Raw genomic sequence first — 23,100 nt, 5'->3', positions numbered from 1 at the left:
TAATTTTTGTTAAAAATAGCAATAATTCGTCTTTATTTAAATGAGATTCTTGATTTTTTTAGAATTGATTTTCTTGGACTTAATAAGTTAGAAGGGTAATTTGTTTAAACTATCATAATAATGTATTTTAATAAATTTTATCGATTATTAAATAATTTTTTAAAATGCATAGAATCAAAATAATAAAACATAATTCCTTAACTTTAAAGAATACAAAAATGACTAAAATTAAAACTTATAAAACATGAAAAGTAACGGAAGTTCAGGTAAATGCCCAGTAATGCATGGTGGTTTAACTTCAGTTGGTGAAACTGTTATGGATTGGTGGCCAAAAGCGCTAAATCTTGATATTTTACATCAGCATGATACAAAAACCAATCCATTAGGAAAAGATTTTAACTATCAAGAAGAATTAAAAAAATTAGATGTAGCCGCGTTAAAAAAAGACCTTCATAATTTAATGACAGATAGTCAAGATTGGTGGCCTGCAGATTGGGGACACTACGGAGGATTAATGATAAGAATGGCTTGGCATGCTGCGGGTACTTACAGGATTGCTGATGGACGTGGCGGTGGTGGCACAGGAAATCAACGTTTTGCACCACTTAATTCATGGCCTGATAACGTGAGTTTAGATAAAGCTAGACGATTACTTTGGCCAATCAAAAAGGCTTATGGAAATAAGGTGAGTTGGGCAGATTTAATTATTTTGGCTGGAAACATTGCTTATGAGAGCATGGGTTTAAAAACCTATGGTTTTGCTTTTGGTCGTGAAGATATTTGGGCCCCTGAAAAAGATATTTATTGGGGCGCTGAAAAAGAATGGCTTGCACCAAGTGATGAACGCTATGAAAATGTTGATAGTCCTGAAACGATGGAAAATCCATTGGCTGCTGTTCAAATGGGATTAATTTACGTAAACCCGGAAGGTGTAAACGGTAAACCAGATCCTATAAAAACGGGTGCTCAAGTTCGTGAAACTTTCAAACGTATGGCTATGAACGATGAAGAAACCGTTGCATTAACGGCTGGTGGGCATACCGTTGGGAAAACTCATGGAAATGGCGATGCTAGTATTTTAGGTCCAGACCCAGAATCAGGGTCTGTTGAAAATCAAGGTTTTGGATGGTCGAATCCAACCAGAACAGGAGTAGGTAAGGATACGGTTACCAGCGGGTTAGAAGGCGCCTGGACAACGCATCCAACAAAATGGGATAATGGCTTTTTTGAAATGCTGTTTAACCATGAATGGGAATTGCGTAAAAGTCCGGCTGGAGCTTGGCAATGGGAACCTAAAAATATTAAAGAGGAAGACAAACCTGTGGATGTTGAAGATTTGAAAACCCGCCACAATCCAATGATGACTGATGCCGATATGGCCATGAAAATGGATCCTATTTACAAGGAAATTTCATTAAAGTTTAAGAATGATTTTGATGCCTTTTCTGATGCTTTTGCACGTGCATGGTTTAAGTTAACGCATCGCGATATGGGACCAAAAGACCGTTGGTTTGGACCAGATGTGCCTCAAGAAGATTTGATTTGGCAAGATCCTATTCCAAAAGGTAAAAAAGATTATAATGTAAGTGCTGTAAAAACTAAAATTGCTAATTCAGGGTTAAGTATCTCAGAAATGGTTTCTACCGCTTGGGATAGTGCCAGAACCTTTAGAGGTTCAGATTTCCGTGGAGGCGCAAATGGGGCACGTATTCGTTTGGCTCCGCAAAAAGATTGGGAAGGAAACGAACCTAAGCGTTTATCAAAAGTCTTATCTGTTCTTACGCCAATTGCTTCTGAATTCGGAATTAGCATAGCAGATACTATTGTTTTAGCCGGAAATGTGGGTGTTGAAAAAGCCATAAAAAATGGAAATATGAACATTGAAGTCCCTTTTTCTCCTGGTAGAGGCGATGCTAAAAGTGACATGACTGATGCAGAATCGTTTGAATATCTTGAACCTGTTGCAGATGGTTTTAGAAATTGGTTAAAAAAGGATTATGTTGTTAGTCCAGAAGAATTATTGCTAGACCGTACCCAATTAATGGGACTTACAGCTCATGAAATGACCGTTTTAATTGGCGGTATGCGTGTTATGGGTACTAACCATGGTGGCACAAAGCATGGGGTGTTTACTCAAAATGAAGGTGCTTTAACAAATGATTTCTTTGTAAATCTAACTGATATGGCTTACGAGTGGAAGCCTGCCGGAAATGGCGTTTACAACATTAAAAATCGTAAAAATGGACAAACCAAATGGACGGCCACTAGAATGGATTTAATATTTGGTTCTAACTCTATTTTGCGATCTTATGCAGAAGTATACGCGCAGGACGACAGTAAATTGAAATTTGCTAAAGATTTTGTTGCGGCTTGGACTAAAGTGATGAACGCAGATCGATTTGATTTAAAATAAATTAAAGAAATAAACTGTTTAATTGGGATGAGGGTTTGAAAAACGCTTATCCCAATTTTGTTTAAAAAATAAGTTATGAACGAAAAAGAATTGTTTTTCAATACCATACAATCTGGAAACATTGAAAACCTAAAATCGCAACTGGCTGCGAACCCAGATTTAGTAAATAGTATAGATTCCAGAGGCTTTACACCCTTAATTTTTGCATCTTATTTTGATAAAGAAGCGATAGTAAAAACATTAATAGAACACAAAGCACTTGTTGATGAAACGGATTCTCAAGGAAATACCGCTTTAATTGGTGTGTCCTTTAAAGGGAATGTTGCATTAGCGAATTACCTATTAAATCATAGAGCCAATATCAATGCTAAAAACAATAATGGCGTAACACCAGTAATTTTTGCTTCTATGTATAACCAAGAAAAAATGGTTGCATTATTATTGAAGCATAACGCCAATAAAACAGTTAAAGATAACGATGGAAAAACTGCTTTGGATTATGCTAAAGAAAAAGGTTTTAAGGGTATTGAAGCGCTTTTGAAATAGGATTTTTGACTGGTTCGTTTAACGTGTTCGTGTATGACTTTCGTTGCGTGTTTAGGTAACTAATTTAGCAAAAGAAAACGAGCCAGAGGAAAATCCGTAGGATTTTCCAAGTAATCATTGCCCTAGCAATGAATTATACACTTTGTTGTGCTTTCGTTATTGGGAATCATTAATCAGAAATGGTTAGTTTATATTCTTTTAATTCTTCCATCAACTTATTATTTATTGGTATTATTTTTTCTACTTTTTCCATAGCATATTTGGATCGATTTCGCAAACTAGAGAATATTATTTCTAATTCTTCATTTATGTATATTTGGCGTAAATCGTCAATAGTGGTTGTATGTGGTGAATCTCTAAATAATCTATAATAATTTTTATCAATTGGCATAATTTCTTTTTGAAGTTCTTCATTATAAAGATTGAAATTAGATTCTAAAAAATGGTAGGCCTTTTTATATTCTTGTAAGCGCTGCTTAATTTTCCAACTTCCAATATTTTCCTTTGAGTATTCGTAGTTATCTAAAACTTCTGATAGTAAAATAAAGCTAAAGTATGGTAGTATTTCACGGTTTACAAGAATATTGCTCAATGTGTCTGCTTTTGGAAATTGATTTATAAACAAAACATAATTCACTATCGAGTCCTGTCTTTTTAATACTTTAATCCTTGATTGAAAAAACAGAGAATCAGCTTTTGCGTTAGAAATAATCTGGTTAATTAATAATGCTTCTTTTTTTTGGGTTTTTTTAAATTCATTCCAATTATTAATCTGAAGCGCAATCAATATCCCAATAACGACAAGTAAGATTTCTCCAATAGCATATTTAAAATACTTTCCTGTTTTGTTTTTTCCCATAAGGTCGTATCGTATTTTTCGAAAGAATTTTATCATTGGTTAGCGGTTAGTCATAATGAAGCACAACGTAAAGATAAAGTTGCGTTTCAATGATCTTTATCGATTGTTAAACGAAGTTATCGTTTTTTTCTGACAAAGTCAAGTCTCAATCAAAACAAAAAATTACTCTGCTTTTATAGGGTGGATTTCGTTTTTTGAGCCTAATGGGATAATGTTTGCAAACAGATTCATATCTTTGCGCCCATAAATATAAAATTTAATATGAAAAAACCGACTATAGGATTTATCGGACTTGGCCTAATGGGCGCCAACATGGTTGAAAATTTACAAAAGAGAGGTTACGAGCTTACCGTAATGGATCTTAATAAAGACGCAGTTGCAACTGTTATTGCTCGTGGTAATGCTACCGAGGCGAGCTCACCAAAAGAATTAGCTGAAAAGAGCGATATTATAATGTTCTGCCTAACCACTTCTGCTGTTGTAGAAAAGATTGTTTATGGTGAAGCAGGTATTCTTGCTGGGATTAAAAAAGGTGCTGTTTTGATTGATTTCGGAACCTCGATTCCTGCATCTACTATCAAGATTGGTAAAGACCTTGCTAAAAAAGGAGCAGGTATGATTGATGCGCCGCTTGGTCGTACACCAGCGCATGCGAAAGACGGACTTCTTAACATCATGGCAGCCGGAGATAAAGAGACTTTCAATAAAGTGAAACCAGTTCTAGACGAGCAGGGAGAAAACGTGTTTTATTTAGGTGGCCCAGGTGCTGGTCATACAACTAAATTGATCAATAATTTTATGGGTATGACTACTGTGGTAGCAATGTCTCAGGCCTTTGCGGCAGCAAAACTTGCAGGTGTTGATGGAAAACAACTTTTTGACATCATGTCGTCGGGTCCATCGAATTCGCCATTCATGAAATTCTGTAAAAACTACGCTGTAGATAACGTAAGTGATTTAGGTTTCTCTATTGCTAATGCTAATAAAGATTTAGGATATTTTGTACAAATGATGAATGATCTGGGTACAGTTTCAGATATTGCTTCTGCTACGTCGGGTAACCTTCAGTCTGCTTTAGATGCTGGCATGGGTAGTGGAAATGTTCCAGAAATTTTTGATTACTTCACAAAACTGAAGAAATAATTGGTTTGCTAGTTTTTGACAAAGGCAAGTCATAATCAAAACAAAAAACCACTTTGTGAAAACAAAGTGGTTTTTTTAGGCTTTAATTTTTCTTTTTCAATTATTTATCAATCGAACCCATAACGCGGCTCATAAAACTATTTAAAGCTTCTTTTTTAGGAGTGCCATCTTTGGTCATTTTATTAACCTCAAGAGCGCCATACATGTTCGATATTAATTCGCCAATAACATCTAATTCTTCATCTTTTAAAGATGAAACCTCTGTTAAGGCTTCTAAAGTTTCAATGGTTTCAACAACAAAATCTTCGTCGTTTTCTTCAATAAACTGCGTTAAGTGTTTAATTACTGGTAACTTCATTTACTAAATCTTTTAAAACATCAAACTTATTGGTTTGCACTTGGTTTACAAATGCACCGTTTTTAAAGGTTGCAAAGGTTGGTAAATTATCAACAGTTGCTAACTTTCTACTTTCTGGAAACTTTTCCGCGTCAGCGATAACAAATGTAATAGACTCCAACTCTGAAGCTAGTTTCTTTACTTTCGGTTTCATAATACGACAGTTACCACACCAGGTTGCTGAATATTGAACCACAACGGTTTCGTTATCGGCAATAATGCTCTGTAGGTTGTCTTCGTTTAATTCTGTAATCATGATGTTTTAGTTTGAATGTGCTGCTAAATACTGCGCTGTTGCTTTGGCATTGGCACTCATAGCATCTTTACCTTCTTCCCAGTTTGCAGGACAAACTTCTCCTTTTTCTTGAACGTGTGTTAAGGCATCAACCAAACGTAAATACTCACCAACATTTCTTCCTAATGGCATGTTGTTAATACTTTCGTGTTGTACAGTTCCTTCTTCATCAATAATGTAAGTAGCTCTGTAAGTTACGTTATCACCTTCAACTTGAACCGTTCCTGTTTCTTCATCGTAAGTTTCGTTTGTGATATCTAAAATACCTAAAACGTTAGATAAATTTCTGTTGCTATCTGCTAAAATTGGGTAAGTTACACCCTCAATACCGCCGTTATCTTTTGCAGTACTTAACCATGCAAAGTGAACTTCTGGAGTATCACAAGATGCACCGATTACGATAGTGTTTCTTTTTTCAAATTCACCTAAAGCTGCTTGAAAAGCATGTAATTCTGTTGGACATACAAAAGTGAAATCTTTAGGATACCAAAATAATACTACTTTCTTTTTATTGTTAACTGCTTCTTCAAGAACGTTTACTTTAAAAGTATCGCCCATGTCATTCATTGCGTCAACGTTTAAACTTGGGAATTTTTTTCCTACTAATGCCATTTTATTAAAATTTTTATAATTAATTATTCGCTTTGAGTGTGCAAAAGTAGCGGACAACTATAGAAAATAAAACATCATAAAATTTTTAATTCCTATTTATAAATAGGAATTATTTATGGGTGTTGAAAATGAAGAAGTTAACCGTTTATTTTGAGGATTTTAAAAGTTTTATTTTTATTGAAAGTGCCGCGAAGAATAGGGTGGTAAACGGACTTAGCCAATTAAAAACGGCATATACAAAATACTCACCAACGCCAACACCTAAAACGCCAGATTGATATGCACCACAGGTATTCCAAGGGATTAAAACCGATGTAACGGTTCCTGAATCCTCTAGTGTTCTGCTTAAATTTTCAGGAGCTAAACCTCTATCTTTAAAGGCTTTTTTGAACATTTTCCCTGGGATAACAATGGCTAAATATTGATCGGAAGCAATAGTATTTAAACCTAAACAGCTAATAACCGTACTTGCAAACAAACCAAATACAGATGTTGCTACAGACAATAATGCATTTGTAATTCTAGAAAGGGCGCCAATGCCATCCATTATACCTCCAAATACCAAGGCACAAATAACTAAGTAGATGGTCCATAACATGCCTTTCATGCCGCCAGCAGTAAAGAGGTCGTTTAATTTTGCGTTGTCAGTTTGTATTTGGGTGTCCGTAAGCATTGAAGTAATTATCGATGATAACTTTGAATCACCTAAACTATTCAGAATATCTGGTTGAAAAATAAAAGCGAATACTGCCGCAATTAAAACACCTGCACTTAAGGCGATTAGGGGTTTAGTTTTTAAAAGAATTAACCCAATTACAGCCAATGGCACTAAAAACAGCAAAGGCGTAATATTAAAAGTGGCATCTATAGTATCTAATAAGTTACTTACATCTGCACTACCCGAAGTTGTAATAGTAAAACTTAATATACTAAAAACAATAAGAGTAATTATTATGGTTGGTACGGTGGTAATACTCATGTACCTAATATGTGTAAATAAATCGGTTCCAGCCATAGCGGGAGCAAGGTTAGTGGTGTCACTTAATGGCGACATTTTATCTCCAAAATAGGCACCTGAAATAACGGCGCCAGCAATCATGCCCGGATTAATACCTAAAGCAGTTCCAATTCCAACTAAAGCGATTCCAACAGTAGCAGTTGTGGTCCATGAGCTACCAGTAGCTATCGAAATTACCGCAGCGATAACTACCGAAGCGGGTAAAAATATTGCTGGACTTAAAACCTGTAAACCATAATAAACCATCGCAGGTATTACACCACTTACAAGCCAAGTTCCGGCTAGGGCACCCACTAAAAAAAGAATCATAATAGGTATGAATACGCTTTTTAAGTTTTCCCATATTTCCGTTAGCATCCGTTGTATCGAAACTTTATTAAATAAACCAACAATGGCGGCAATTACACCACCAATAAGTAATATGAATTGATTCGAATAATCTCCTAAAAGTGCGCCATCAGCAAAAATGATATTGTAAAAAAGTAATGCCATAAGAAGTACAACGGGAATAAGTGCTTCTATAAAATTAAGCTCTTTATTTTCTATGATATTTTGATTATCAGCCTTAAACTCAGATATATTTTTGTCGTCTTTCATCAGGAAATTTTTAGTCTCGTAATGTTACGATTTTCTTGTTCATTTTCAAAATCGTGTGACTTTATTGAAAATCAGGGTCTTATAAATGTAATCCCCAAATAATTATAAAAATGATTTTTGCATTATCGCTATTGTTTGTTTTTGGTCTTTTATGGCTAATGATATATAGAAGTGAATTTTTTCATGCGACTAGTGATGACGAGTTTTTTACCAAGAGTGGTTCAAATGCTTCTGAAAATGTGATAAAAAAATCATTTTCTCCACCCAAAGATTTTAAAAAAAGATCTTCTACCAAATAAAATTTTTAGTTTTAAGAAATTAGTTAGTTAAGTTTGTGGTCTAGAAAATATGGATTCACTTACTCAAATTGTTTTAGGTGCAGCTTGTGGAGAAGCGGTACTCGGAAAAAAAATTGGAAACAAAGCTTTGTTATTCGGCGCCATTGGCGGTACCATTCCAGATTTAGATGTTTTAGTTGGTGGTTGGCTTTATGGCAATGAAATTGATGCCATGTTATTCCATCGTGGGTTTATGCATTCCATTTTATTTTCGGTAATGGCCGCCTTTGTTTTAGGTTGGCTATTTTTTAAAGGCTATAATACAGGAAAAAGATTACATGCTACAACCTTAAAAGATTGGATAAGTTTATGGTTTTGGGCGCTATTTACGCATCCTATTTTAGACTGTTTTACGCCTTATGGCACACAGTTATTTGCGCCAATAAGTAATTATCGTGTGGCCTTAAACAATATAGCAGTTGTAGACCCCATTTACACCTTGCCTTTTTTAATCTGTATAATTGTTTTAATGTTTTTTAAAAGAACATCTGGCAACCGGCAATTATGGTTAAAATTTGGAATAGGTATCAGCTCCTTGTACATGTTATTCACTTTAGGAAACAAGCTATATATAGATTCTGTTTTTAGAAAATCATTGAAAGAAAGCGACATAAACGCCCTTCGTTTTAGTACCCAACCAGCCATTTTTAATAATATTTTATGGTATGGCATTGTAGAAACTGAAGACGACTATTTTGTTTCTGATTATTCATTATTAGATACAAAAAACCGATTTTTAAATTTCAGAGAAGTTCCAAAAAAGCGCGACCTAAATCCTTCAGAGTATAAGGATATTAAGGACTTAGCATGGTTTAGTAATCAATATTATAGCGTTTATAAACTCAATGAAAACGAATACCAATACAACGATTTGCGGTATCCACTTTTAGATTTGGATAATCCAAATACCTCTGTATTTAGTCTGACCCTTTACAAAGATGCAAACAGATTAAATATGAAACCATTCAAGCCTAAATTTGATAGTCTAGGCGACGTTATGGCGTCTTTGTGGGAACGTATTAAAGGAAAATAGTTTCTGTAACTACGGGTTTTATTTTTGAGGAAGTGTTGTTTTATCCATTTTTTTTTAGCAGGTAATTTTCTTGGATTTAATCGGTCATCAATAATATTTGTTTTTTAATAAATAAAGTGCTCATTATGAGGTGTTTTGTGACTATTTAATATTTATAGGGTCTAACTAATACAATAATTAATTCATTATAAGATGTCCTCGTTTATTTCTCTCATAAAAATTTATGTTATTTCATTTTTTTCATTGTGCCCCGATGATCATGTTGAAACATTTTCATTAGAGGATAAAAGCAGTAAAGTTGTGAATTATATTCCAATTAACAAGAAATTGGATAAAAGTGCGAAACTTAGCCATGTTTATAGTAATAATACTAATGCACTAAGTGTTTCTAATACTAATAATCAAATTAGCAATATTGAAATTGATTATAAAATACGAATCCTATATTTTAAACTTAAAAAAAACCTAGAAACTCTTGTGTTTTTAACTGAGTTGGAGTCGCAATTTAAAAACCAGCGTAAACTTTCTGAAATGATTCAGGATTATAATTACCTAAAAAAGACTGTTAAAATTGATACTATAGAGATTTTTAGCCAATTATCATATTATAAAGCATTGCGATTAGATGCATGTGCTTAATAGTTTTAAAAATTTCCAGTTAAGCCAATTCTGGAGTCAGTATACTCAAATCTACCATACATTTACGCATCATTTTATAGGTGCGCTCTATATCGGCATCTAAACCAATAGAAAAACGAATTAATCCATTACTCAGTCCCATTTCCTTTTGTTCCTCTTCAGGAATTTCAGAAGATGTAGAACTTCCAGGGGCACTAAACAGCGTTTTGTAAAACCCGAGGCTAACAGCTAAATAGCCTAAGTTTTTATGTTGCATGAGTTCCATTAGTTCATTTGCTTTTTCTAAAGAACCAACATCAATAGTTAGCATACCACCAAAGCCATAAGCTTCATTCATCATCTTTTTGAATAAATCGTGTGAAGGGTGCGATGGCAATCCAGGATACACGGTTTTCAAACCGTCAGCTTCAAATTTTTCAGCTAAATACAAGCCGTTTTTACTGTGTTGTTGCATTCTAATATGAAGCGTTCTTAAGTTTTTTAAAATTGAAGCGGCTCTTAAGCTATCCATAGTCGATCCTAAAAGCATACAAGCGCCATCGTTCACATTTCGTAATTCATTTATAAATTCTTGAGTGCCGCAAACTACACCACCAACAGTATCACTCGAGCCGTTTATAAATTTTGTTAAACTATGCACCACAATATCAGCTCCCAAAGTAGCTGGCGAAATGGATAATGGCGAAAACGTATTATCAACCACTAATTTTAAACCATGTTTTTTGGCAATCTTCGATAAACCTTTAATATCTGCCACTTCCAAAAGCGGATTGCTAACAGATTCACAATAAATAATCTTGGTGTTTTTGGTTATGGAAGCTTCAACAACATCAAGCTTTGTAATATCAACAAAAGTTGTTTTAATATTAAATCTTGGAATAAAATTTTTAAGAAAGGCATACGTACCACCATATATCGTTCTACTTGAAACAATATGGTCACCAGCACCACATATTTGCATAATAACAGGTGTTATAGCACCCATTCCAGAAGCCGATACATTGGCTGTTTCCGTACCTTCCATGGCTGCCAAAGCTTCACCTAAATATAAATTTGAAGGTGTAGAATGACGTGAATATAAATAACAACCATCAGCATTGCCTTCAAAGGTATCAAACATCGTTTTTGCCGATAAGAACGTATAGGTAGAGGAATCTGAAATGGAAGGGTTCACACCTCCAAATTCGCCAAAGTATTGTAAATCTTGAATATTATTTGCTGGTTTAAATGCCATGATTTTATTTTTTTTGTCAGGTTGAGACAGAAAAAGTCCAAACCTAAGTTTAGTTCAATCAAAAATCGTGATTATATGATTAAAAAACAATGAATTACAGTCATAGTAGAAAATAAAACTATAATATATTATATTTGTAGTATATAAAACATATTTTATCTTGATTTGTAACATTTCAAAGAAATATTTTCAATTATGATATTTGATAATACCGATAAAAAACTACTAGAATACCTTCAGAAAGATAGTAAGCAAACCAATAAAGAACTATCAAACAAATTAGGTTTATCAGTTACTGCCGTTTACGAACGCATTAAAAAACTCGAAAAAGAAGGCTATATTGATGGTTATATTGCTGTGGTGAATAAAGAAAAAGTAAACCGTAATTTTGTTGTGTTTTGCCACGTTAAGCTCATTCAGCACAGTCAAGAATTTGTGGTGAGTTTTGAGAAGGAAGTTAAGCGTATAGACGAAGTACTTGAATGTTACCATTTAAGTGGCGATTACGACTATCTACTAAAAGTTATAGTCACAGATATGGCGGCCTTTAGAGAGTTTATGGTAAAAAAACTAACTAGTATTAACCATATAGGCAGCACACATAGTATGTTTGTAATTAATGAAGTAAAATATAGCACAACAATTAATTTCTAATGAATTCTACCATTTACAAATGTTTGGAGTTTTTTATAATTTTTGCATTGGTACCAACAAGTTTTGCATTAAGCTTTTCGCCATGGCTTAAATTAGGAATTGGTGTATTTGGGTTTGTTTACGTTATTTATGTATTGCTGAAAGTAGAAAATCTTAAATTCAAGATTTCAAAAAGTTTAAATTGGAAACGCTTTTGGAAAAATACTGTTTTAAAACTTGTAATAATAACCATCCTAACTACATTTTTTGTTTGGCTTACAGATAAAACTTCCCTTTTTAATGTGTTACTAAACCAGCCTTTAAAATGGTTAGCAATACTATTTGTTTATAGTTTTTTTTCTGTTTATCCTCAAGAATTAATCTATAGAACATTCTTCTTTAAAAGGTATCAAAATTTATTTAAAAATGAAGGGTTGCTTATTTTTATTAATGCAATTTTATTTGCTTTAGGGCATCTTTTTTTTGGAAGTGTTTTAGTTCTTGTATTAACTTTTTTAGGTGGTTTGTTATTTGCATATACCTACAAAAACACACAATCAACACTTCTTGTTACTATCGAGCATGCTATTTATGGGTGCTGGTTATTTACTGTAGGAATGGGCGCTATGCTGGGATTTCCAAATTAATTATCGACGAAATAAGCTTTTGTGAATCTTAATCTTACATTAATAGATTCTTTTTACTATTTTTAAGCAGCTATTATTAACCAATAACTAACTTAAAGTATGAAAAAATTAGGATCAATTGTCTTAGGAATTATCATTGGAGCATTATTAACGTATTATTTTTGTCCACGACAATGTGGCGATAAGCCAACGATGCAAGCGGAAAATAGAATTCCAAAAGATACCATTTCTGTAGAACAAGCTAAAATATTAAGTGACAATTGGGGGAATAATAACCCTGTAGAAATAGATTCACTTTTAGAGGTTGAAGGCTCAAGAAAGAAAACACGCTCTGTTTATTGGTCATTAGATGAAGTCAATGAGTATTTAGCTTATGCACAAGCTAAGTCTGATACATTAGGTTATAAAATGACAGGCATCCGCGTGTATTTAGGGAACTATGGAAAAAATCCAGACCCTGTAAAAAAGAATAGAAACACCATGTTTATTGTTCCAACGGGAATGAAATCTACTTCAAAAGCAAGTAGTTTAAATCTGTTTTTACCACCTTCTGATGGTGATATTCCTGCGCCACCTTTGAATGAAGGAGCTGGAGGGAGTGGAGGCTATTAGAACTTATATTTAGTGATAGATTTACTTTTAAAACATTATATACCTCTGACGTATTTGTTGGAGTTTTTAGCAGCTGTTACGGGTCTTTTTTATTATAAAAAATACAGAAACTCAGCTGCTAAATATTTTATTCTATTTTTAATTATTATTGCAATTTCTGATGCATTAAATTATTATACTTGGTATGTTGGTTCAGATAAAGCGTTAAGTTTCTTGATTGGTACTAAATTTGAAAAAAATCATTGGTGGACTACACTATATTGGGATATTGGTGCAATCCTATTTTATACTTTTTATTTTTATAAAATTTTAAAGAAACAATTATTTAAAAATATTATAAAATATTCTGGTTACTTATTCTTTGTGTTTTCATTAATCTATATTACCTTACATTGGGAACAGTTTTTTTATGAATTTTTTACAGTTTTTGATGTTTTAGGAGCAATTATTATATGTTTATGCTCTGTTTTTTATTTTATTGAAATTTTGCTTAGTGATAAGATTTTGAACTTCTATAAATCCTTGAATTTTTATATAAGCGTAGCAATTTTTTTTTGGTGGTTAATTATAACGCCACTATCCTTTTATAGTGTTTATTTCACATACGAAATTGGTAAAAATTTCTTTGATTTAGATTTTGTTCACTTAAGGAGACAAGTCTATTTGTTTTCTAATATGTTTATGTATTTAACTTTTACAATTGCTTTAATATGGTGCAGACCAGAGAATGAAATTAATAAAGAAAAATGAAAGGCTTTTTAATTGAACATTATTCATTTCTCACCAAGAGTTTGGAAATATTAGCAGCTTTAACTGGGATTTTTGTTTACAGAAACTACAGGAATTCGGCAGCTAAATATTTCATATTCTTTTTAATCTATATAGCCATTCTAGAATTGGTAGGCGGCTATGTATTGCTTGTGCGACCAGATAAGTCCTTACATTTTTTAATGGGTACATTAATTGAAAGAAACTTCTGGTTGTATACATTAGGTTGGAATATTGGAGCCATTCTTTTTTTTAATTTTTATTATTTTAAAATCATAAAAAATAGGCGATTTAAAACAATTTTAAAATATACAGGGTATTCCTACCTAGGGTTTTCATTTATTTATATAATCTCAAACGGTAATGATTTTTTTTACAAGTCCTTCCCGATATTGAGTATTATTGGAGCAATAATAGTGATTACTTGTTGTGTTTTTTATTTTATTGAATTATTACAAAGTGAAAGTGTTTTGCAGTTTTATAAATCATTGAATTTTTATATTTCTGTTGTTATATTTATTTGGTGGTTGGTTATTACACCGCTAACATTTTTCAACATGTATTATGGGTCCGTTGACCTTAGTAAGCCATTTCGTCATCCAGATTTTTTCTTCGATTTAAATTATATTACTTTGAGAAAAATGATCTATTTATTTTCTAATATTTTTATGTATTTAACTTATACCTTTGCTTTAATATGGTGCAGACCGGAGAAAGAAATTAGTTTAGATAATTAATTTGTGAACGACTTTTTATTAAAAAATTATAGTTTATTAACACATTCAGTTGAAGCCATAGCGGCCTTAACAGGTATATTGTTGTTTAAGAGGTATAAAAACACCTCAGCTAAATACTTTATTTATTACTTAATAGTCGTGAGTATTTGTGATTTTTTAGGTAGCTACACTAAGTTTATAGAAAATAATGGTTTTTTTAGTTTCTTAGAAGGTACTCGATTTGTTAGGAATTATTGGTGGTATACGTTGTTTTGGAAGGTATTAGCTATTGTTTTTTTTACTTTCTATTACCATAAAATATTAAGAAAAAATAAGTTTAAACGTATTATAAAGTATAGTGGCATTGCGTTTTATCTATTTTCAGTTGTTTATATTATATTTAATATTGATGATTATTTTAATAGTTCGCTTCCTTTAATAAGTATTCTAGGAGCATTTGTTATATTTTTATGTTCAGGATTATACTTTCTAGAAATTTTGTTAAGCAATAAAATTTTAGTGTTTTATAAATCCTTAAATTTTTACATTAGTGGTACTATTTTTATTTGGTGGTTAATTGTAACACCGTTAGTTTTTTTCGAGAATTATAACAATATTTCCGATTGGGAATTCGTGTTTTTAAAATGGCAGATTAAATTATTTGCCAACTTAGCTATGTATTTAACTTTTTTATTTGCTTTAATATGGTGCAGACCGCAGAACGATTAACAAGTACAGCCTCAGAGCGTTATTTATTGGTGTATATGATATTAGTTTTAATTATCATTACCTCACTAGTGATTGTGTTTTTTGTGGTATTTCAAAAACGTAAAAACAAATTACTTCAAGAACGGATAAAGCAACAGCAAGCTTTTGAAGCAGAAATTATACAAGCACAAACCGAAGCCCAAGAGCAAACATTAAAAAATATTGGTTGGGAATTGCATGATAATGTAGGGCAATTATTGTCCTTTGCTAGTATGCAACTAAGCATTTTAAAAATGCAAGTGGCTGATAATGTTAGAGATAAGTTTAAAGATACTACAGAAGCACTTAGTAATGGTTTAAAAGAAGTTCGAGCCCTTTCCAAAACACTTAATAACGACGTTATTTTAAATATTGGTTTTGAAAAATCGATAACAAATGAGTTGGATAGAATGAAAAAGATGAAATTCGCCTCGGCAGAACTTAAAATTATCGGTGATAAAGTTGAGTTTAAAGACCGAAAACATGAAATTATTATTTTCAGAATTCTTCAAGAATTTTTGTCTAATTCAGTTAAATATTCGGAAGCTGAAAATATAAGTATTACACTTGATTATAAGCCAGAAAGCATCATTATTACTGCAAAAGATGATGGGAAAGGTTTTAGTGTAAACGATATAGAACAAGGCTCGGGACTCATTAATATGAAAAGTAGAGCGACATTAATTCAAGCTAAATTTGAGTTAACTTCTCATCCAAATGAAGGTGTTGAGTTAGTTTTAAATTATCCTTTATCATGATTATCCAAAATACCTAAAAACGGTTTTTAATAAACTTAATTTCCCATTGTAAGGAGCATATCTAAACGAAGGGTCAAACCAATTACCACGTTTTACAATAGGTTTTGTATTAGAGAAAGCATCAAAACCATGTTTCCCATGGTATTGCCCAATACCACTTGCGCCAACACCTCCAAACGGGAGTCTGTGGTTTCCAAAATGAATAAGTAAATCGTTAATAACACCACCACCAAAACTAAATTTATTAATGGTTTCTTTTATAAAAGATCGGTTATTAGAAAACACATAAAGTGATAATGGCTTATCTAAATTCCAGATTATTTTTTCAATGTCTTCTTGCGTTTCATAAGCTAATATTGGTAAAATAGGGCCAAATATTTCTTCTAGCATTATTGGGCTATCCAAAGGAGGTTCATCAACTAAAGTAGGAGTGATGTAACAATCATTTTCGTCCACCTCGCCACCAAAAACAATGCTACAATCCTTAAGCAATCCAGAAAGTCTTAACGTGTTTTTTTGATTTATTATTCTCGGGAAATCTTCTGATGTTTTTGGATTGGTGCCATACCTTTTAGTTATTTCCGATTTTAATGCTTCAATAAGATTTTGTTTAATATTAGATTTTACAATAACATAATCTGGAGCAATACAGGTTTGTCCGCCATTCAGTAATTTTCCCCAAACCAATCTTCGGGCAACCAGTTTTAAATCAACCGAATCGTCTATAATACAAGGCGATTTTCCACCAAGCTCTAAAACAGTAGGTGTTAAATGATTTGCAGCAGCTTTGGCTACTATTTTACCCACAGTTGTACTGCCGGTAAAGAAAATAAAATCCCATTTTTGAGCTAATAATTCGGTTGAAGTTTCCACACCACCTTCAACAGAAACAGCTAAAGTATCTTGAAAAACATTATTAAGAATTGCCGTAATTACTTTTGATGTATTTACCGTTAATTCACTAGGTTTTAAAACTACCGTATTACCGGCTGCAATTGCCATAATTAAAGGTTCCATGGCTAATAAAAACGGGTAGTTCCAAGGGGCAATAATAAGTACAGTTCCGTAAGGCTCTTTATAAATATAATCTTTAGAAGGGAATGTTAATAACGATGCTGTAATGCGTTTTGGTTTTGCCCATTTTTTAAGGTTTTTAATAGCTAAGTTTAGCTCTGAAATAACTATGCCGATTTCACTTAAATAGGCTTCGAATTCTGATTTTTTAAAGTCTTTTTTTAACGCATCTAAAATAGCTTGCTCATTTAAAAGAATTTCAGATTTTAATGCTTTTAAAAGTGATAATCTATAATTAACATCTTTTGTTTTTTGAGTCTTGAAAAATAACTTTTGTGCAGAAACTATATCTTGAATTGATTTCAATTTTTTCTTTTAAAGATATGAAAAATTTAAAGACATGCATGCCAAATAGCATCATCCGGTAAAGGCGCGTCAATAGAGATGGGCTCGTTTTTAACAGGATGAATAAATTCGATATGTCGGGCGTGTAAACTGATGCTTGCATCTTTATTGCTTCTGTCAAAACCGTATTTTAAATCGCCTTTTATGGGGCAACCAATTGATGATAATTGTACACGTATTTGATGGTGTCTACCAGTTTCAAGGTTGACTTCAAGTAGAAAATAATTATCTAATTTCTTTAATGTTTTATAATGAAGAATGGCTTTTTTACTATCAGGAACTTCATTTGTGTGCGCTTTAGATTTGTTGTTTTTAGGGTTCTTTTTTAGCCAATGAATAAGGGTGTCTTCATGTTTAGCAGGTTCATTTTTTACAAGCGCCCAATAGGTTTTGTTTATATCTTTTGAAGCAAATAGTTTATTTAATCTGGGTAAAACTTTACTTGTTTTTGCGAAAATAACCAGGCCTGTAGTTGGTCTATCTAACCTATGAACGGTGCCTAAATAGACGTTTCCTGGTTTGTTGTATTTGTCTTTAATATATTCTTTTACAACGTCGCTTAGTGGTTTGTCACCCGTTTTGTCACCTTGTACAATATCACCTGCACGTTTGTTTACAACAATAATGTGGTTGTCTTCATATAAAACTTGAAGATTGTTTTTATTGGAAAGTATTTTGGATTTTTGGATCACTCGATTTTTAGATTTTTGGATTACTTTAGAGTAAATTTAAACTTCGAGGTCATTTTTATTATAGACTCTAAGCTTTTTGAAAGCTCTTGTAGTTTTTCGTTATTTATAAAACCTAAATCAGATGCAATTAATAGTTGTGTCTCAACCTCATAAGCGGAACCTAAAGTGATTTGCAAAAATCGAGCAAAGTCTTTATTGGATTTTCTAGACGAACCTTCAGCTATATTTGACGGTATCGAAACTGAAGCTCTTCGTAGTTGATTCGTTAAACCAAACTTTTCAGAATCAGGGAATTCCGAAGTAACAGTATATATTTCGGTACAAAATAATCTGCTTTTTTTCCAGATTTCTAAGTCTTTAAATCGATGCATTAATTAGAATCTATTAGATTATTTGACAGGTTTGAATTTTAGAATAATTAGAATGGTTTTCGAAAAATCTAGCAATCCAAAAATCGAATAATCGATATTAGTACTGTTCCTCATCATTAGGGAAATCTCGAGTTTTCACATCATCAACATATTGAGAAATAGCTTTGGTCATTTCTTCATATAAATGTAAATACCTACGTAAAAATCTTGGATTAAATTCATGTGTCATGCCAAGCATATCATGAAGTACTAAAACTTGTCCGTCAACATCTGGTCCTGCACCAATACCAATAATAGGAATACTGACACTTTCGGCAACTTGTTTAGCTAGTTTAGCAGGTATTTTTTCTAAAACAATACCAAAACAACCTAAGCGCTCAAGTAATTTTGCATCTTCAATTAAATCTTCGGCTTCTTGTTCTTCTTTAGCGCGAACGGTATAAGTTCCAAATTTATAAATGGATTGAGGTGTTAATCCTAAATGTCCCATGACAGGAATACCAGCATTTAAAATACGTTTTATAGATTCTTTTATTTCGCGGCCGCCTTCCATTTTAACTGAATGTGCGCCACTTTCTTTCATAATTCTAATGGCAGAACGTAACGCTTCTTTTGGGTCACTTTGATAACTTCCAAAAGGTAAATCTACAACCACCAAACATCTGTCGATAGCACGAATTACAGAAGATGCATGATAAATCATTTGATCTAATGTAATAGGCAACGTAGTTTCATGCCCAGCCATCACGTTACTTGCGGAATCGCCCACAAGAATCACATCAATTCCAGCACCGTCAACAATTTTTGCCATGGTATAATCATAGGCAGTAAGCATAGATATTTTTTCGCCATTGGCTTTCATATCTACTAATGTTTTTACGGTAACACGTTTATATTCGTTTTTAGCTGCGGACATCTATTTAAAGTTTAGTTTGCGTGTAAAAATACTAAATTAAGCAGATACTTTTAGAGTTTTCTTTAAGGTGAACATTGCGTGTTGATTATCAGTTGTTTTCGATTATAATATTCAACCATTTTTTTTCTTTGAATCTCTTTTACTCTGTGAATCTCTGTGAAATAATTTTATTGCGTTTGAGTAAGCCTGAAAACTGTGACTGCGAATGAGAACTATTTTATTTTTTTGACACGAATTTCACGAATTAACACAAATAATTAAGCTTACGGATATTTTAATTATGTAATGGCGCAAAGTGTTTTCTCCGTGCAACTCTTTTACTCTGTGAATCTCTGTGAAATAATTTTTTTTACATCTGAGTAATCCTGAATATTGCGATTACGACTAAAAACCGAAACTAGCAATCTGTTAAATATACCCCAACTGCCAAACCACCTTCAGAGGTTTCCTTATACTTTGAATGCATATCCTTTGCGGTTTCCCACATGGTATTTACCACTTTATCCAACGGAACTTTTACGTTTTCTGGGTTTGTGTCTAGAGCTAATTCGGCAGCATTTATAGCTTTTATAGCGCCCATAGCGTTGCGTTCTATACACGGTATTTGAACCAAGCCACCAATAGGGTCGCAGGTTAGGCCTAAATGATGTTCCATGGCAATTTCGGCAGCTACCAAAACCTGTTCTGGAGTACCACCAAGTAATTCGGTTAATGCACCTGCAGCCATAGCTGATGACACGCCAATTTCTGCTTGACAACCTCCCATAGCAGCACTAATAGTTGCGCCTTTTTTGAAGATGCTTCCAATTTCTCCTGCAACCAGCAAGAAACGTTTTATGTCTTCAAAATCACCATCGTGGTTTTCAATGACTAAATAATACATTAAAACCGATGGGATTACACCAGCACTTCCATTGGTTGGTGCGGTTACAACGCGACCTAAAGCGGCGTTTACTTCATTTACGGCCAATGCAAAACAACTTACCCATTTTAGTATTTGGCGGAATTTAACTTCGGTGTCTCTTATCGCATAAATCCATTCTACAGGATTGTTGTATGGTGTTGCGCCTTTTATGTTTTTATGAATATCGAATGCACGCCGTCTTACATTTAAACCACCGGGAAGATTACCCTCGGTATGGCAACCTGTATACATGGAATCGAGCATGGTATCCCAAATGCGTTTTAATTCAGCATCAATTTCAGTTTCTGAACGAATAGATTTTTCGTTTTCTAAAACGACTTGTGATATAGGTTTTCCTAGAGTTTTGCAATATTGAAGTAATTCTGTGCCTTTATCGATAGGATAAGGGAATGTGCATTTTATTTCGAAGTTTCGCTTGGCGTTTTTACGTTCTTCTTTGACAACAAAACCGCCACCAATAGAGTAGAAGGTAGATGATGCTTTCTTGCCATTGCAAATTGCTGAGAATTTTAGTCCGTTAGCATGAAAAGGTAAAAATTTTCTGTTAAAAACAATATCTGTTGCTGGATTGAATGATAGGGTTAGTTCGTTATTAAAATTTAGGCTTTTGGTGTTTTTTATGTTCTCTATTATAGTCTGGATACTATTTGTTGGAATGGTTTCAGGATTTGCACCGCTCAATCCAAGCATGAGCGCAAAATCTGTGGCGTGTCCTTTTCCTGTTAAGGATAAGGAGCCATAGAGGTCGACTGTGATTTTCTCAACGCTATGAAACTTATTGGCGGTTTTAAGCTCTTTAATCCAGCGTTCGGCTGCTCGCCATGGACCAAGTGTGTGTGAGCTTGATGGGCCAACACCAATTTTTAGCATGTCGAAAACTGAGATACATTCCATAGTTACGCAAACGTTATAGTTGGGCAAATATAGAGAGATTGTTTCGAAGGTATTATATCTTTATGGCACGAATTTCACGAATTAACACAAATAATATAGTCTTACGGATATTTTAATTATGCAATGGCGCAAAGTTTTTCTCTGTGGATCTCTTTTACTCTGTGAAACTCTGTGTAATAATTTTAAGAGTTTGAGTGAGCCTGAAAACTGCGACTGGCACTTATTAAATCTTTATGACACGAATTTCATGAATTAACACAAATTTTAAATAGAAGCGATTTCTTTTTCTATTAATTGTATGAGCTTTTCTTTATTTTTTTTTAAATTAATTGTGCTTTGAATAATCCAACCAGACTCTCTTATCATTCTTTTTAATAAACCAATTCTTTTAGGATTGTTTTTTATTAAGCTTAATGGGTCAGGCAATTTATAGGTGTCCGTTGTAATAAATCCATCTTCTGCTAAAGATTTTTGCCAATCCAATGTTAATAATAGTACTTTATCATGAAAGTCATTTTGCCTGAATAAATAATAATAGTTAATTCCCTTTTTGAGTTCGGGGTTAAGCTTAGAGTACATCCCTGTACTTTTTAGTTCTTCAAAAGTAGATTTAGAAAATGGAGGCATATGGGCTCTGTGAGTATCACTAAATGCTATTTGAATGAATTCCTTATTATAAACATTTGGTATTTCTTTGTCCCAATAATAGGATGTTTTAAAAGGGGGAATGTCATTTTTGCGATCAGCAATAGGGTCATAGGGGTTTGAACCTTCCATTTCTAAAAGGTATTGCATGGAAAAATATTTAAAAGTTTGTGAATTATTCATACTATTTAATATTTCCTGATCTCCATTTAAATCTTGAATTAAATTATTTAAAAAAGTTTTAACTTCTTTATTTTTAATTCTGTTTTCATTCCAATTATTAATTTGTAATGCTATTAAAATACCGATAACAACAAGGACAATTTCTCCAATTGCATATTTAAAGTATTTTCCAGTTTTATTTTCTGAAAGTAGTTGCTGTCTTATATGTCTGAAGAATTTTATCATTGGTTACTGGTTTTTAAATGAATACTAATTTAAACAAATATAAATTATAGAATGCATGGGTTAGGCAATTAGCTTGTTGATACTGTTGCTGCGAATGGTTGCGCAAGGGATAGTAGAGGAAAGCCCACAGCCCGATCCCGATAGTTATCGGGAGAGGTGCGAGGACTTGTAACGGAACTGCCTGCCGGCAGGCAGGCAGCCCGACCCTTGTGGTTGCGCCTAAAAACAATTACGAATTACGATTTTTGATTTAGACTGACGACTTCTGACTGAAATATGACACTATGACATATTTTTTTGGTTGGCATAATGATTGACTTATACAACCTGAAATTAAAAATGAACAAACAACACAATAAATAAAAAATATTATGAGTAAAATTATTGGAATCGATTTAGGAACAACCAACTCTTGCGTTTCTGTGATGGAAGGTAACGAGCCAGTAGTTATTCCTAATGCAGAAGGGAAAAGAACGACACCATCGGTAATCGCTTTTGTTGAAGGCGGTGAAATTAAAGTTGGTGATCCAGCAAAAAGACAAGCGGTTACAAACCCAACAAAAACGGTTTATTCTATTAAACGTTTTATGGGTAATAAATATTCTGAGTCTAAAAAAGAAGCAGAACGTGTACCATATAAAGTGGTTAAAGGTGATAATGATACGCCTAGAGTAGATATTGATGGTCGTTTATACACGCCTCAAGAATTATCGGCTATGATTCTTCAAAAAATGAAGAAAACGGCTGAGGATTATTTAGGAACTACGGTAACTCGTGCGGTAATTACTGTGCCTGCTTACTTTAACGATAGCCAACGTCAAGCTA

Annotated in this window: 25 protein-coding genes; 13 read left to right on the top strand and 12 right to left on the bottom strand. The window is 33.1% G+C overall.

The features are described 5' to 3' along the window. Nucleotides 1–244: 244 nt before the first annotated feature. Nucleotides 245–2,413 (top strand): catalase/peroxidase HPI, encoded by a 2,169-nt coding sequence (gene katG, locus WBN21_RS01830; RefSeq protein WP_424197605.1) that lies wholly within the window; start codon nucleotides 245–247, stop codon nucleotides 2,411–2,413. Nucleotides 2,414–2,488: 75 nt separating this feature from the next. Next, nucleotides 2,489–2,959 carry an ankyrin repeat domain-containing protein gene (locus WBN21_RS01825; RefSeq protein ID WP_424197604.1) on the top strand — a complete coding sequence of 157 codons (471 nt, stop codon included), beginning with the start codon at nucleotides 2,489–2,491 and terminating at the stop codon, nucleotides 2,957–2,959. A gap of 169 nt (nucleotides 2,960–3,128) precedes the next feature. On the opposite strand, the gene WBN21_RS01820 is transcribed toward WBN21_RS01825, so the two are convergent. Beyond that, complete coding sequence (locus tag WBN21_RS01820) at nucleotides 3,129–3,854, bottom strand: DUF6090 family protein (protein ID WP_424197603.1); 726 nt, start codon at nucleotides 3,852–3,854, stop codon at nucleotides 3,129–3,131. Nucleotides 3,855–4,079: 225 nt separating this feature from the next. Here WBN21_RS01820 and WBN21_RS01815 point away from each other — a divergent pair, with 225 nt between their 5' ends. Next, complete coding sequence (locus WBN21_RS01815) at nucleotides 4,080–4,961, top strand: NAD(P)-dependent oxidoreductase (protein ID WP_424197602.1); 882 nt, start codon at nucleotides 4,080–4,082, stop codon at nucleotides 4,959–4,961. A gap of 100 nt (nucleotides 4,962–5,061) precedes the next feature. On the opposite strand, the gene WBN21_RS01810 is transcribed toward WBN21_RS01815, so the two are convergent. From WBN21_RS01810 to nhaC, 4 genes are all read right to left on the bottom strand, one after another. Further along, nucleotides 5,062–5,319, bottom strand: a complete 258-nt coding sequence (locus WBN21_RS01810; RefSeq protein WP_424197601.1) for a DUF6952 family protein — start codon at nucleotides 5,317–5,319, stop codon at nucleotides 5,062–5,064. Further along, nucleotides 5,300–5,614: a thioredoxin family protein gene (locus WBN21_RS01805; protein ID WP_424197600.1), complete on the bottom strand. Its 315-nt coding sequence runs from the start codon at nucleotides 5,612–5,614 to the stop codon at nucleotides 5,300–5,302. Before WBN21_RS01805 ends, WBN21_RS01810 begins: the two co-directional genes overlap by 20 nt. A gap of 6 nt (nucleotides 5,615–5,620) precedes the next feature. Continuing rightward, nucleotides 5,621–6,265 (bottom strand): peroxiredoxin, encoded by a 645-nt coding sequence (locus WBN21_RS01800; RefSeq protein ID WP_424197599.1) that lies wholly within the window; start codon nucleotides 6,263–6,265, stop codon nucleotides 5,621–5,623. Nucleotides 6,266–6,410: 145 nt separating this feature from the next. Then, nucleotides 6,411–7,880, bottom strand: a complete 1,470-nt coding sequence (nhaC, locus tag WBN21_RS01795; RefSeq protein ID WP_424197598.1) for a Na+/H+ antiporter NhaC — start codon at nucleotides 7,878–7,880, stop codon at nucleotides 6,411–6,413. 348 nt (nucleotides 7,881–8,228) lie between these two features. On the opposite strand from nhaC, the gene WBN21_RS01790 reads away from it, so the two are divergent. Further along, nucleotides 8,229–9,251, top strand: coding sequence for a metal-dependent hydrolase (locus WBN21_RS01790; RefSeq protein WP_424197597.1), 1,023 nt, complete (start codon nucleotides 8,229–8,231; stop codon nucleotides 9,249–9,251). Nucleotides 9,252–9,551: 300 nt separating this feature from the next. Further along, nucleotides 9,552–9,890 (top strand): hypothetical protein, encoded by a 339-nt coding sequence (locus tag WBN21_RS01785; protein WP_424197596.1) that lies wholly within the window; start codon nucleotides 9,552–9,554, stop codon nucleotides 9,888–9,890. Between the two features lie 19 nt (nucleotides 9,891–9,909). On the opposite strand, the gene WBN21_RS01780 is transcribed toward WBN21_RS01785, so the two are convergent. Then, a complete protein-coding gene (locus tag WBN21_RS01780; RefSeq protein ID WP_424197595.1) occupies nucleotides 9,910–11,124 on the bottom strand; it encodes an aminotransferase class I/II-fold pyridoxal phosphate-dependent enzyme in 1,215 nt (404 codons plus the stop codon). 195 nt (nucleotides 11,125–11,319) lie between these two features. Between WBN21_RS01780 and WBN21_RS01775 the strand changes: the two genes are divergently transcribed. The 7 genes from WBN21_RS01775 to WBN21_RS01745 all read left to right on the top strand — a co-directional run bounded on the left by WBN21_RS01775 (nucleotide 11,320) and on the right by WBN21_RS01745 (nucleotide 16,005). Then, a complete protein-coding gene (locus WBN21_RS01775) occupies nucleotides 11,320–11,778 on the top strand; it encodes an Lrp/AsnC family transcriptional regulator (protein ID WP_424197594.1) in 459 nt (152 codons plus the stop codon). Beyond that, complete coding sequence (locus WBN21_RS01770) at nucleotides 11,778–12,404, top strand: CPBP family intramembrane glutamic endopeptidase (RefSeq protein WP_424197593.1); 627 nt, start codon at nucleotides 11,778–11,780, stop codon at nucleotides 12,402–12,404. Before WBN21_RS01775 ends, WBN21_RS01770 begins: the two co-directional genes overlap by 1 nt. 99 nt (nucleotides 12,405–12,503) lie before the next feature. Then, on the top strand, nucleotides 12,504–13,016 hold the full coding sequence (locus tag WBN21_RS01765) for a hypothetical protein (RefSeq protein ID WP_424197592.1): 513 nt from the start codon (nucleotides 12,504–12,506) through the stop codon (nucleotides 13,014–13,016). Between the two features lie 12 nt (nucleotides 13,017–13,028). Then, nucleotides 13,029–13,766, top strand: coding sequence for a hypothetical protein (locus WBN21_RS01760; protein ID WP_424197591.1), 738 nt, complete (start codon nucleotides 13,029–13,031; stop codon nucleotides 13,764–13,766). Continuing rightward, complete coding sequence (locus WBN21_RS01755; RefSeq protein ID WP_424197590.1) at nucleotides 13,763–14,521, top strand: hypothetical protein; 759 nt, start codon at nucleotides 13,763–13,765, stop codon at nucleotides 14,519–14,521. The genes WBN21_RS01760 and WBN21_RS01755 overlap by 4 nt, the downstream gene beginning before the upstream one ends. A 3-nt stretch (nucleotides 14,522–14,524) precedes the next feature. Further along, nucleotides 14,525–15,229, top strand: coding sequence for a hypothetical protein (locus WBN21_RS01750; protein ID WP_424197589.1), 705 nt, complete (start codon nucleotides 14,525–14,527; stop codon nucleotides 15,227–15,229). Continuing rightward, nucleotides 15,205–16,005: a sensor histidine kinase gene (locus WBN21_RS01745; RefSeq protein ID WP_424197588.1), complete on the top strand. Its 801-nt coding sequence runs from the start codon at nucleotides 15,205–15,207 to the stop codon at nucleotides 16,003–16,005. The genes WBN21_RS01750 and WBN21_RS01745 overlap by 25 nt, the downstream gene beginning before the upstream one ends. Here WBN21_RS01745 and WBN21_RS01740 read toward each other — a convergent pair whose 3' ends face one another. From WBN21_RS01740 to WBN21_RS01715, 6 genes are all read right to left on the bottom strand, one after another. Beyond that, nucleotides 16,006–17,376, bottom strand: coding sequence for an aldehyde dehydrogenase (locus tag WBN21_RS01740; RefSeq protein ID WP_424197616.1), 1,371 nt, complete (start codon nucleotides 17,374–17,376; stop codon nucleotides 16,006–16,008). A 35-nt stretch (nucleotides 17,377–17,411) separates the two neighbouring features. Further along, entirely contained in the window at nucleotides 17,412–18,116 is a 705-nt protein-coding gene (locus WBN21_RS01735; protein ID WP_424197587.1) for an RluA family pseudouridine synthase, read from the bottom strand. Nucleotides 18,117–18,136: 20 nt separating this feature from the next. Continuing rightward, nucleotides 18,137–18,487, bottom strand: a complete 351-nt coding sequence (locus WBN21_RS01730; RefSeq protein ID WP_424197586.1) for a four helix bundle protein — start codon at nucleotides 18,485–18,487, stop codon at nucleotides 18,137–18,139. 97 nt (nucleotides 18,488–18,584) lie between these two features. Next, nucleotides 18,585–19,403: a 3-methyl-2-oxobutanoate hydroxymethyltransferase gene (gene panB, locus WBN21_RS01725; protein ID WP_424197585.1), complete on the bottom strand. Its 819-nt coding sequence runs from the start codon at nucleotides 19,401–19,403 to the stop codon at nucleotides 18,585–18,587. Between the two features lie 397 nt (nucleotides 19,404–19,800). Beyond that, nucleotides 19,801–21,222 carry an L-serine ammonia-lyase gene (locus WBN21_RS01720; protein WP_424197584.1) on the bottom strand — a complete coding sequence of 474 codons (1,422 nt, stop codon included), beginning with the start codon at nucleotides 21,220–21,222 and terminating at the stop codon, nucleotides 19,801–19,803. 264 nt (nucleotides 21,223–21,486) lie between these two features. After that, nucleotides 21,487–22,275: a DUF6090 family protein gene (locus tag WBN21_RS01715; protein ID WP_424197583.1), complete on the bottom strand. Its 789-nt coding sequence runs from the start codon at nucleotides 22,273–22,275 to the stop codon at nucleotides 21,487–21,489. A 371-nt stretch (nucleotides 22,276–22,646) separates the two neighbouring features. Here WBN21_RS01715 and WBN21_RS01710 point away from each other — a divergent pair. After that, the coding region (locus WBN21_RS01710; RefSeq protein WP_424197582.1) for an Hsp70 family protein at nucleotides 22,647–23,100 on the top strand (454 nt) is incomplete at its 3' end.

Source organism: Algibacter sp. (assembly GCF_049667265.1).
GTDB lineage: Bacteria > Bacteroidota > Bacteroidia > Flavobacteriales > Flavobacteriaceae > Algibacter_B.
Note: the sequence above shows the minus strand (reverse complement) of the source record. Positions and strands in the feature narration are given on the sequence as shown.

What these genes read in the sequence shown, in the direction of transcription:
- WBN21_RS01825 (WP_424197604.1), top strand. Translation starts at nt 2,489, where the DNA reads ATGAACGAAAAAGAATTGTTTTTCAATACCATACAATCTGGAAACATT.
- WBN21_RS01815 (WP_424197602.1), top strand. Translation starts at nt 4,080, where the DNA reads ATGAAAAAACCGACTATAGGATTTATCGGACTTGGCCTAATGGGCGCC.
- WBN21_RS01800 (WP_424197599.1), bottom strand. Translation starts at nt 6,265, where the DNA reads ATGGCATTAGTAGGAAAAAAATTCCCAAGTTTAAACGTTGACGCAATG.
- WBN21_RS01810 (WP_424197601.1), bottom strand. Translation starts at nt 5,319, where the DNA reads ATGAAGTTACCAGTAATTAAACACTTAACGCAGTTTATTGAAGAAAAC.
- WBN21_RS01745 (WP_424197588.1), top strand. Translation starts at nt 15,205, where the DNA reads ATGGTGCAGACCGCAGAACGATTAACAAGTACAGCCTCAGAGCGTTAT.
- WBN21_RS01730 (WP_424197586.1), bottom strand. Translation starts at nt 18,487, where the DNA reads ATGCATCGATTTAAAGACTTAGAAATCTGGAAAAAAAGCAGATTATTT.
- WBN21_RS01765 (WP_424197592.1), top strand. Translation starts at nt 12,504, where the DNA reads ATGAAAAAATTAGGATCAATTGTCTTAGGAATTATCATTGGAGCATTA.
- WBN21_RS01805 (WP_424197600.1), bottom strand. Translation starts at nt 5,614, where the DNA reads ATGATTACAGAATTAAACGAAGACAACCTACAGAGCATTATTGCCGAT.
- WBN21_RS01720 (WP_424197584.1), bottom strand. Translation starts at nt 21,222, where the DNA reads ATGGAATGTATCTCAGTTTTCGACATGCTAAAAATTGGTGTTGGCCCA.
- panB (WP_424197585.1), bottom strand. Translation starts at nt 19,403, where the DNA reads ATGTCCGCAGCTAAAAACGAATATAAACGTGTTACCGTAAAAACATTA.
- WBN21_RS01715 (WP_424197583.1), bottom strand. Translation starts at nt 22,275, where the DNA reads ATGATAAAATTCTTCAGACATATAAGACAGCAACTACTTTCAGAAAAT.
- WBN21_RS01775 (WP_424197594.1), top strand. Translation starts at nt 11,320, where the DNA reads ATGATATTTGATAATACCGATAAAAAACTACTAGAATACCTTCAGAAA.
- WBN21_RS01780 (WP_424197595.1), bottom strand. Translation starts at nt 11,124, where the DNA reads ATGGCATTTAAACCAGCAAATAATATTCAAGATTTACAATACTTTGGC.
- WBN21_RS01755 (WP_424197590.1), top strand. Translation starts at nt 13,763, where the DNA reads ATGAAAGGCTTTTTAATTGAACATTATTCATTTCTCACCAAGAGTTTG.
- WBN21_RS01820 (WP_424197603.1), bottom strand. Translation starts at nt 3,854, where the DNA reads ATGATAAAATTCTTTCGAAAAATACGATACGACCTTATGGGAAAAAAC.
- WBN21_RS01770 (WP_424197593.1), top strand. Translation starts at nt 11,778, where the DNA reads ATGAATTCTACCATTTACAAATGTTTGGAGTTTTTTATAATTTTTGCA.
- nhaC (WP_424197598.1), bottom strand. Translation starts at nt 7,880, where the DNA reads ATGAAAGACGACAAAAATATATCTGAGTTTAAGGCTGATAATCAAAAT.
- WBN21_RS01790 (WP_424197597.1), top strand. Translation starts at nt 8,229, where the DNA reads ATGGATTCACTTACTCAAATTGTTTTAGGTGCAGCTTGTGGAGAAGCG.
- katG (WP_424197605.1), top strand. Translation starts at nt 245, where the DNA reads ATGAAAAGTAACGGAAGTTCAGGTAAATGCCCAGTAATGCATGGTGGT.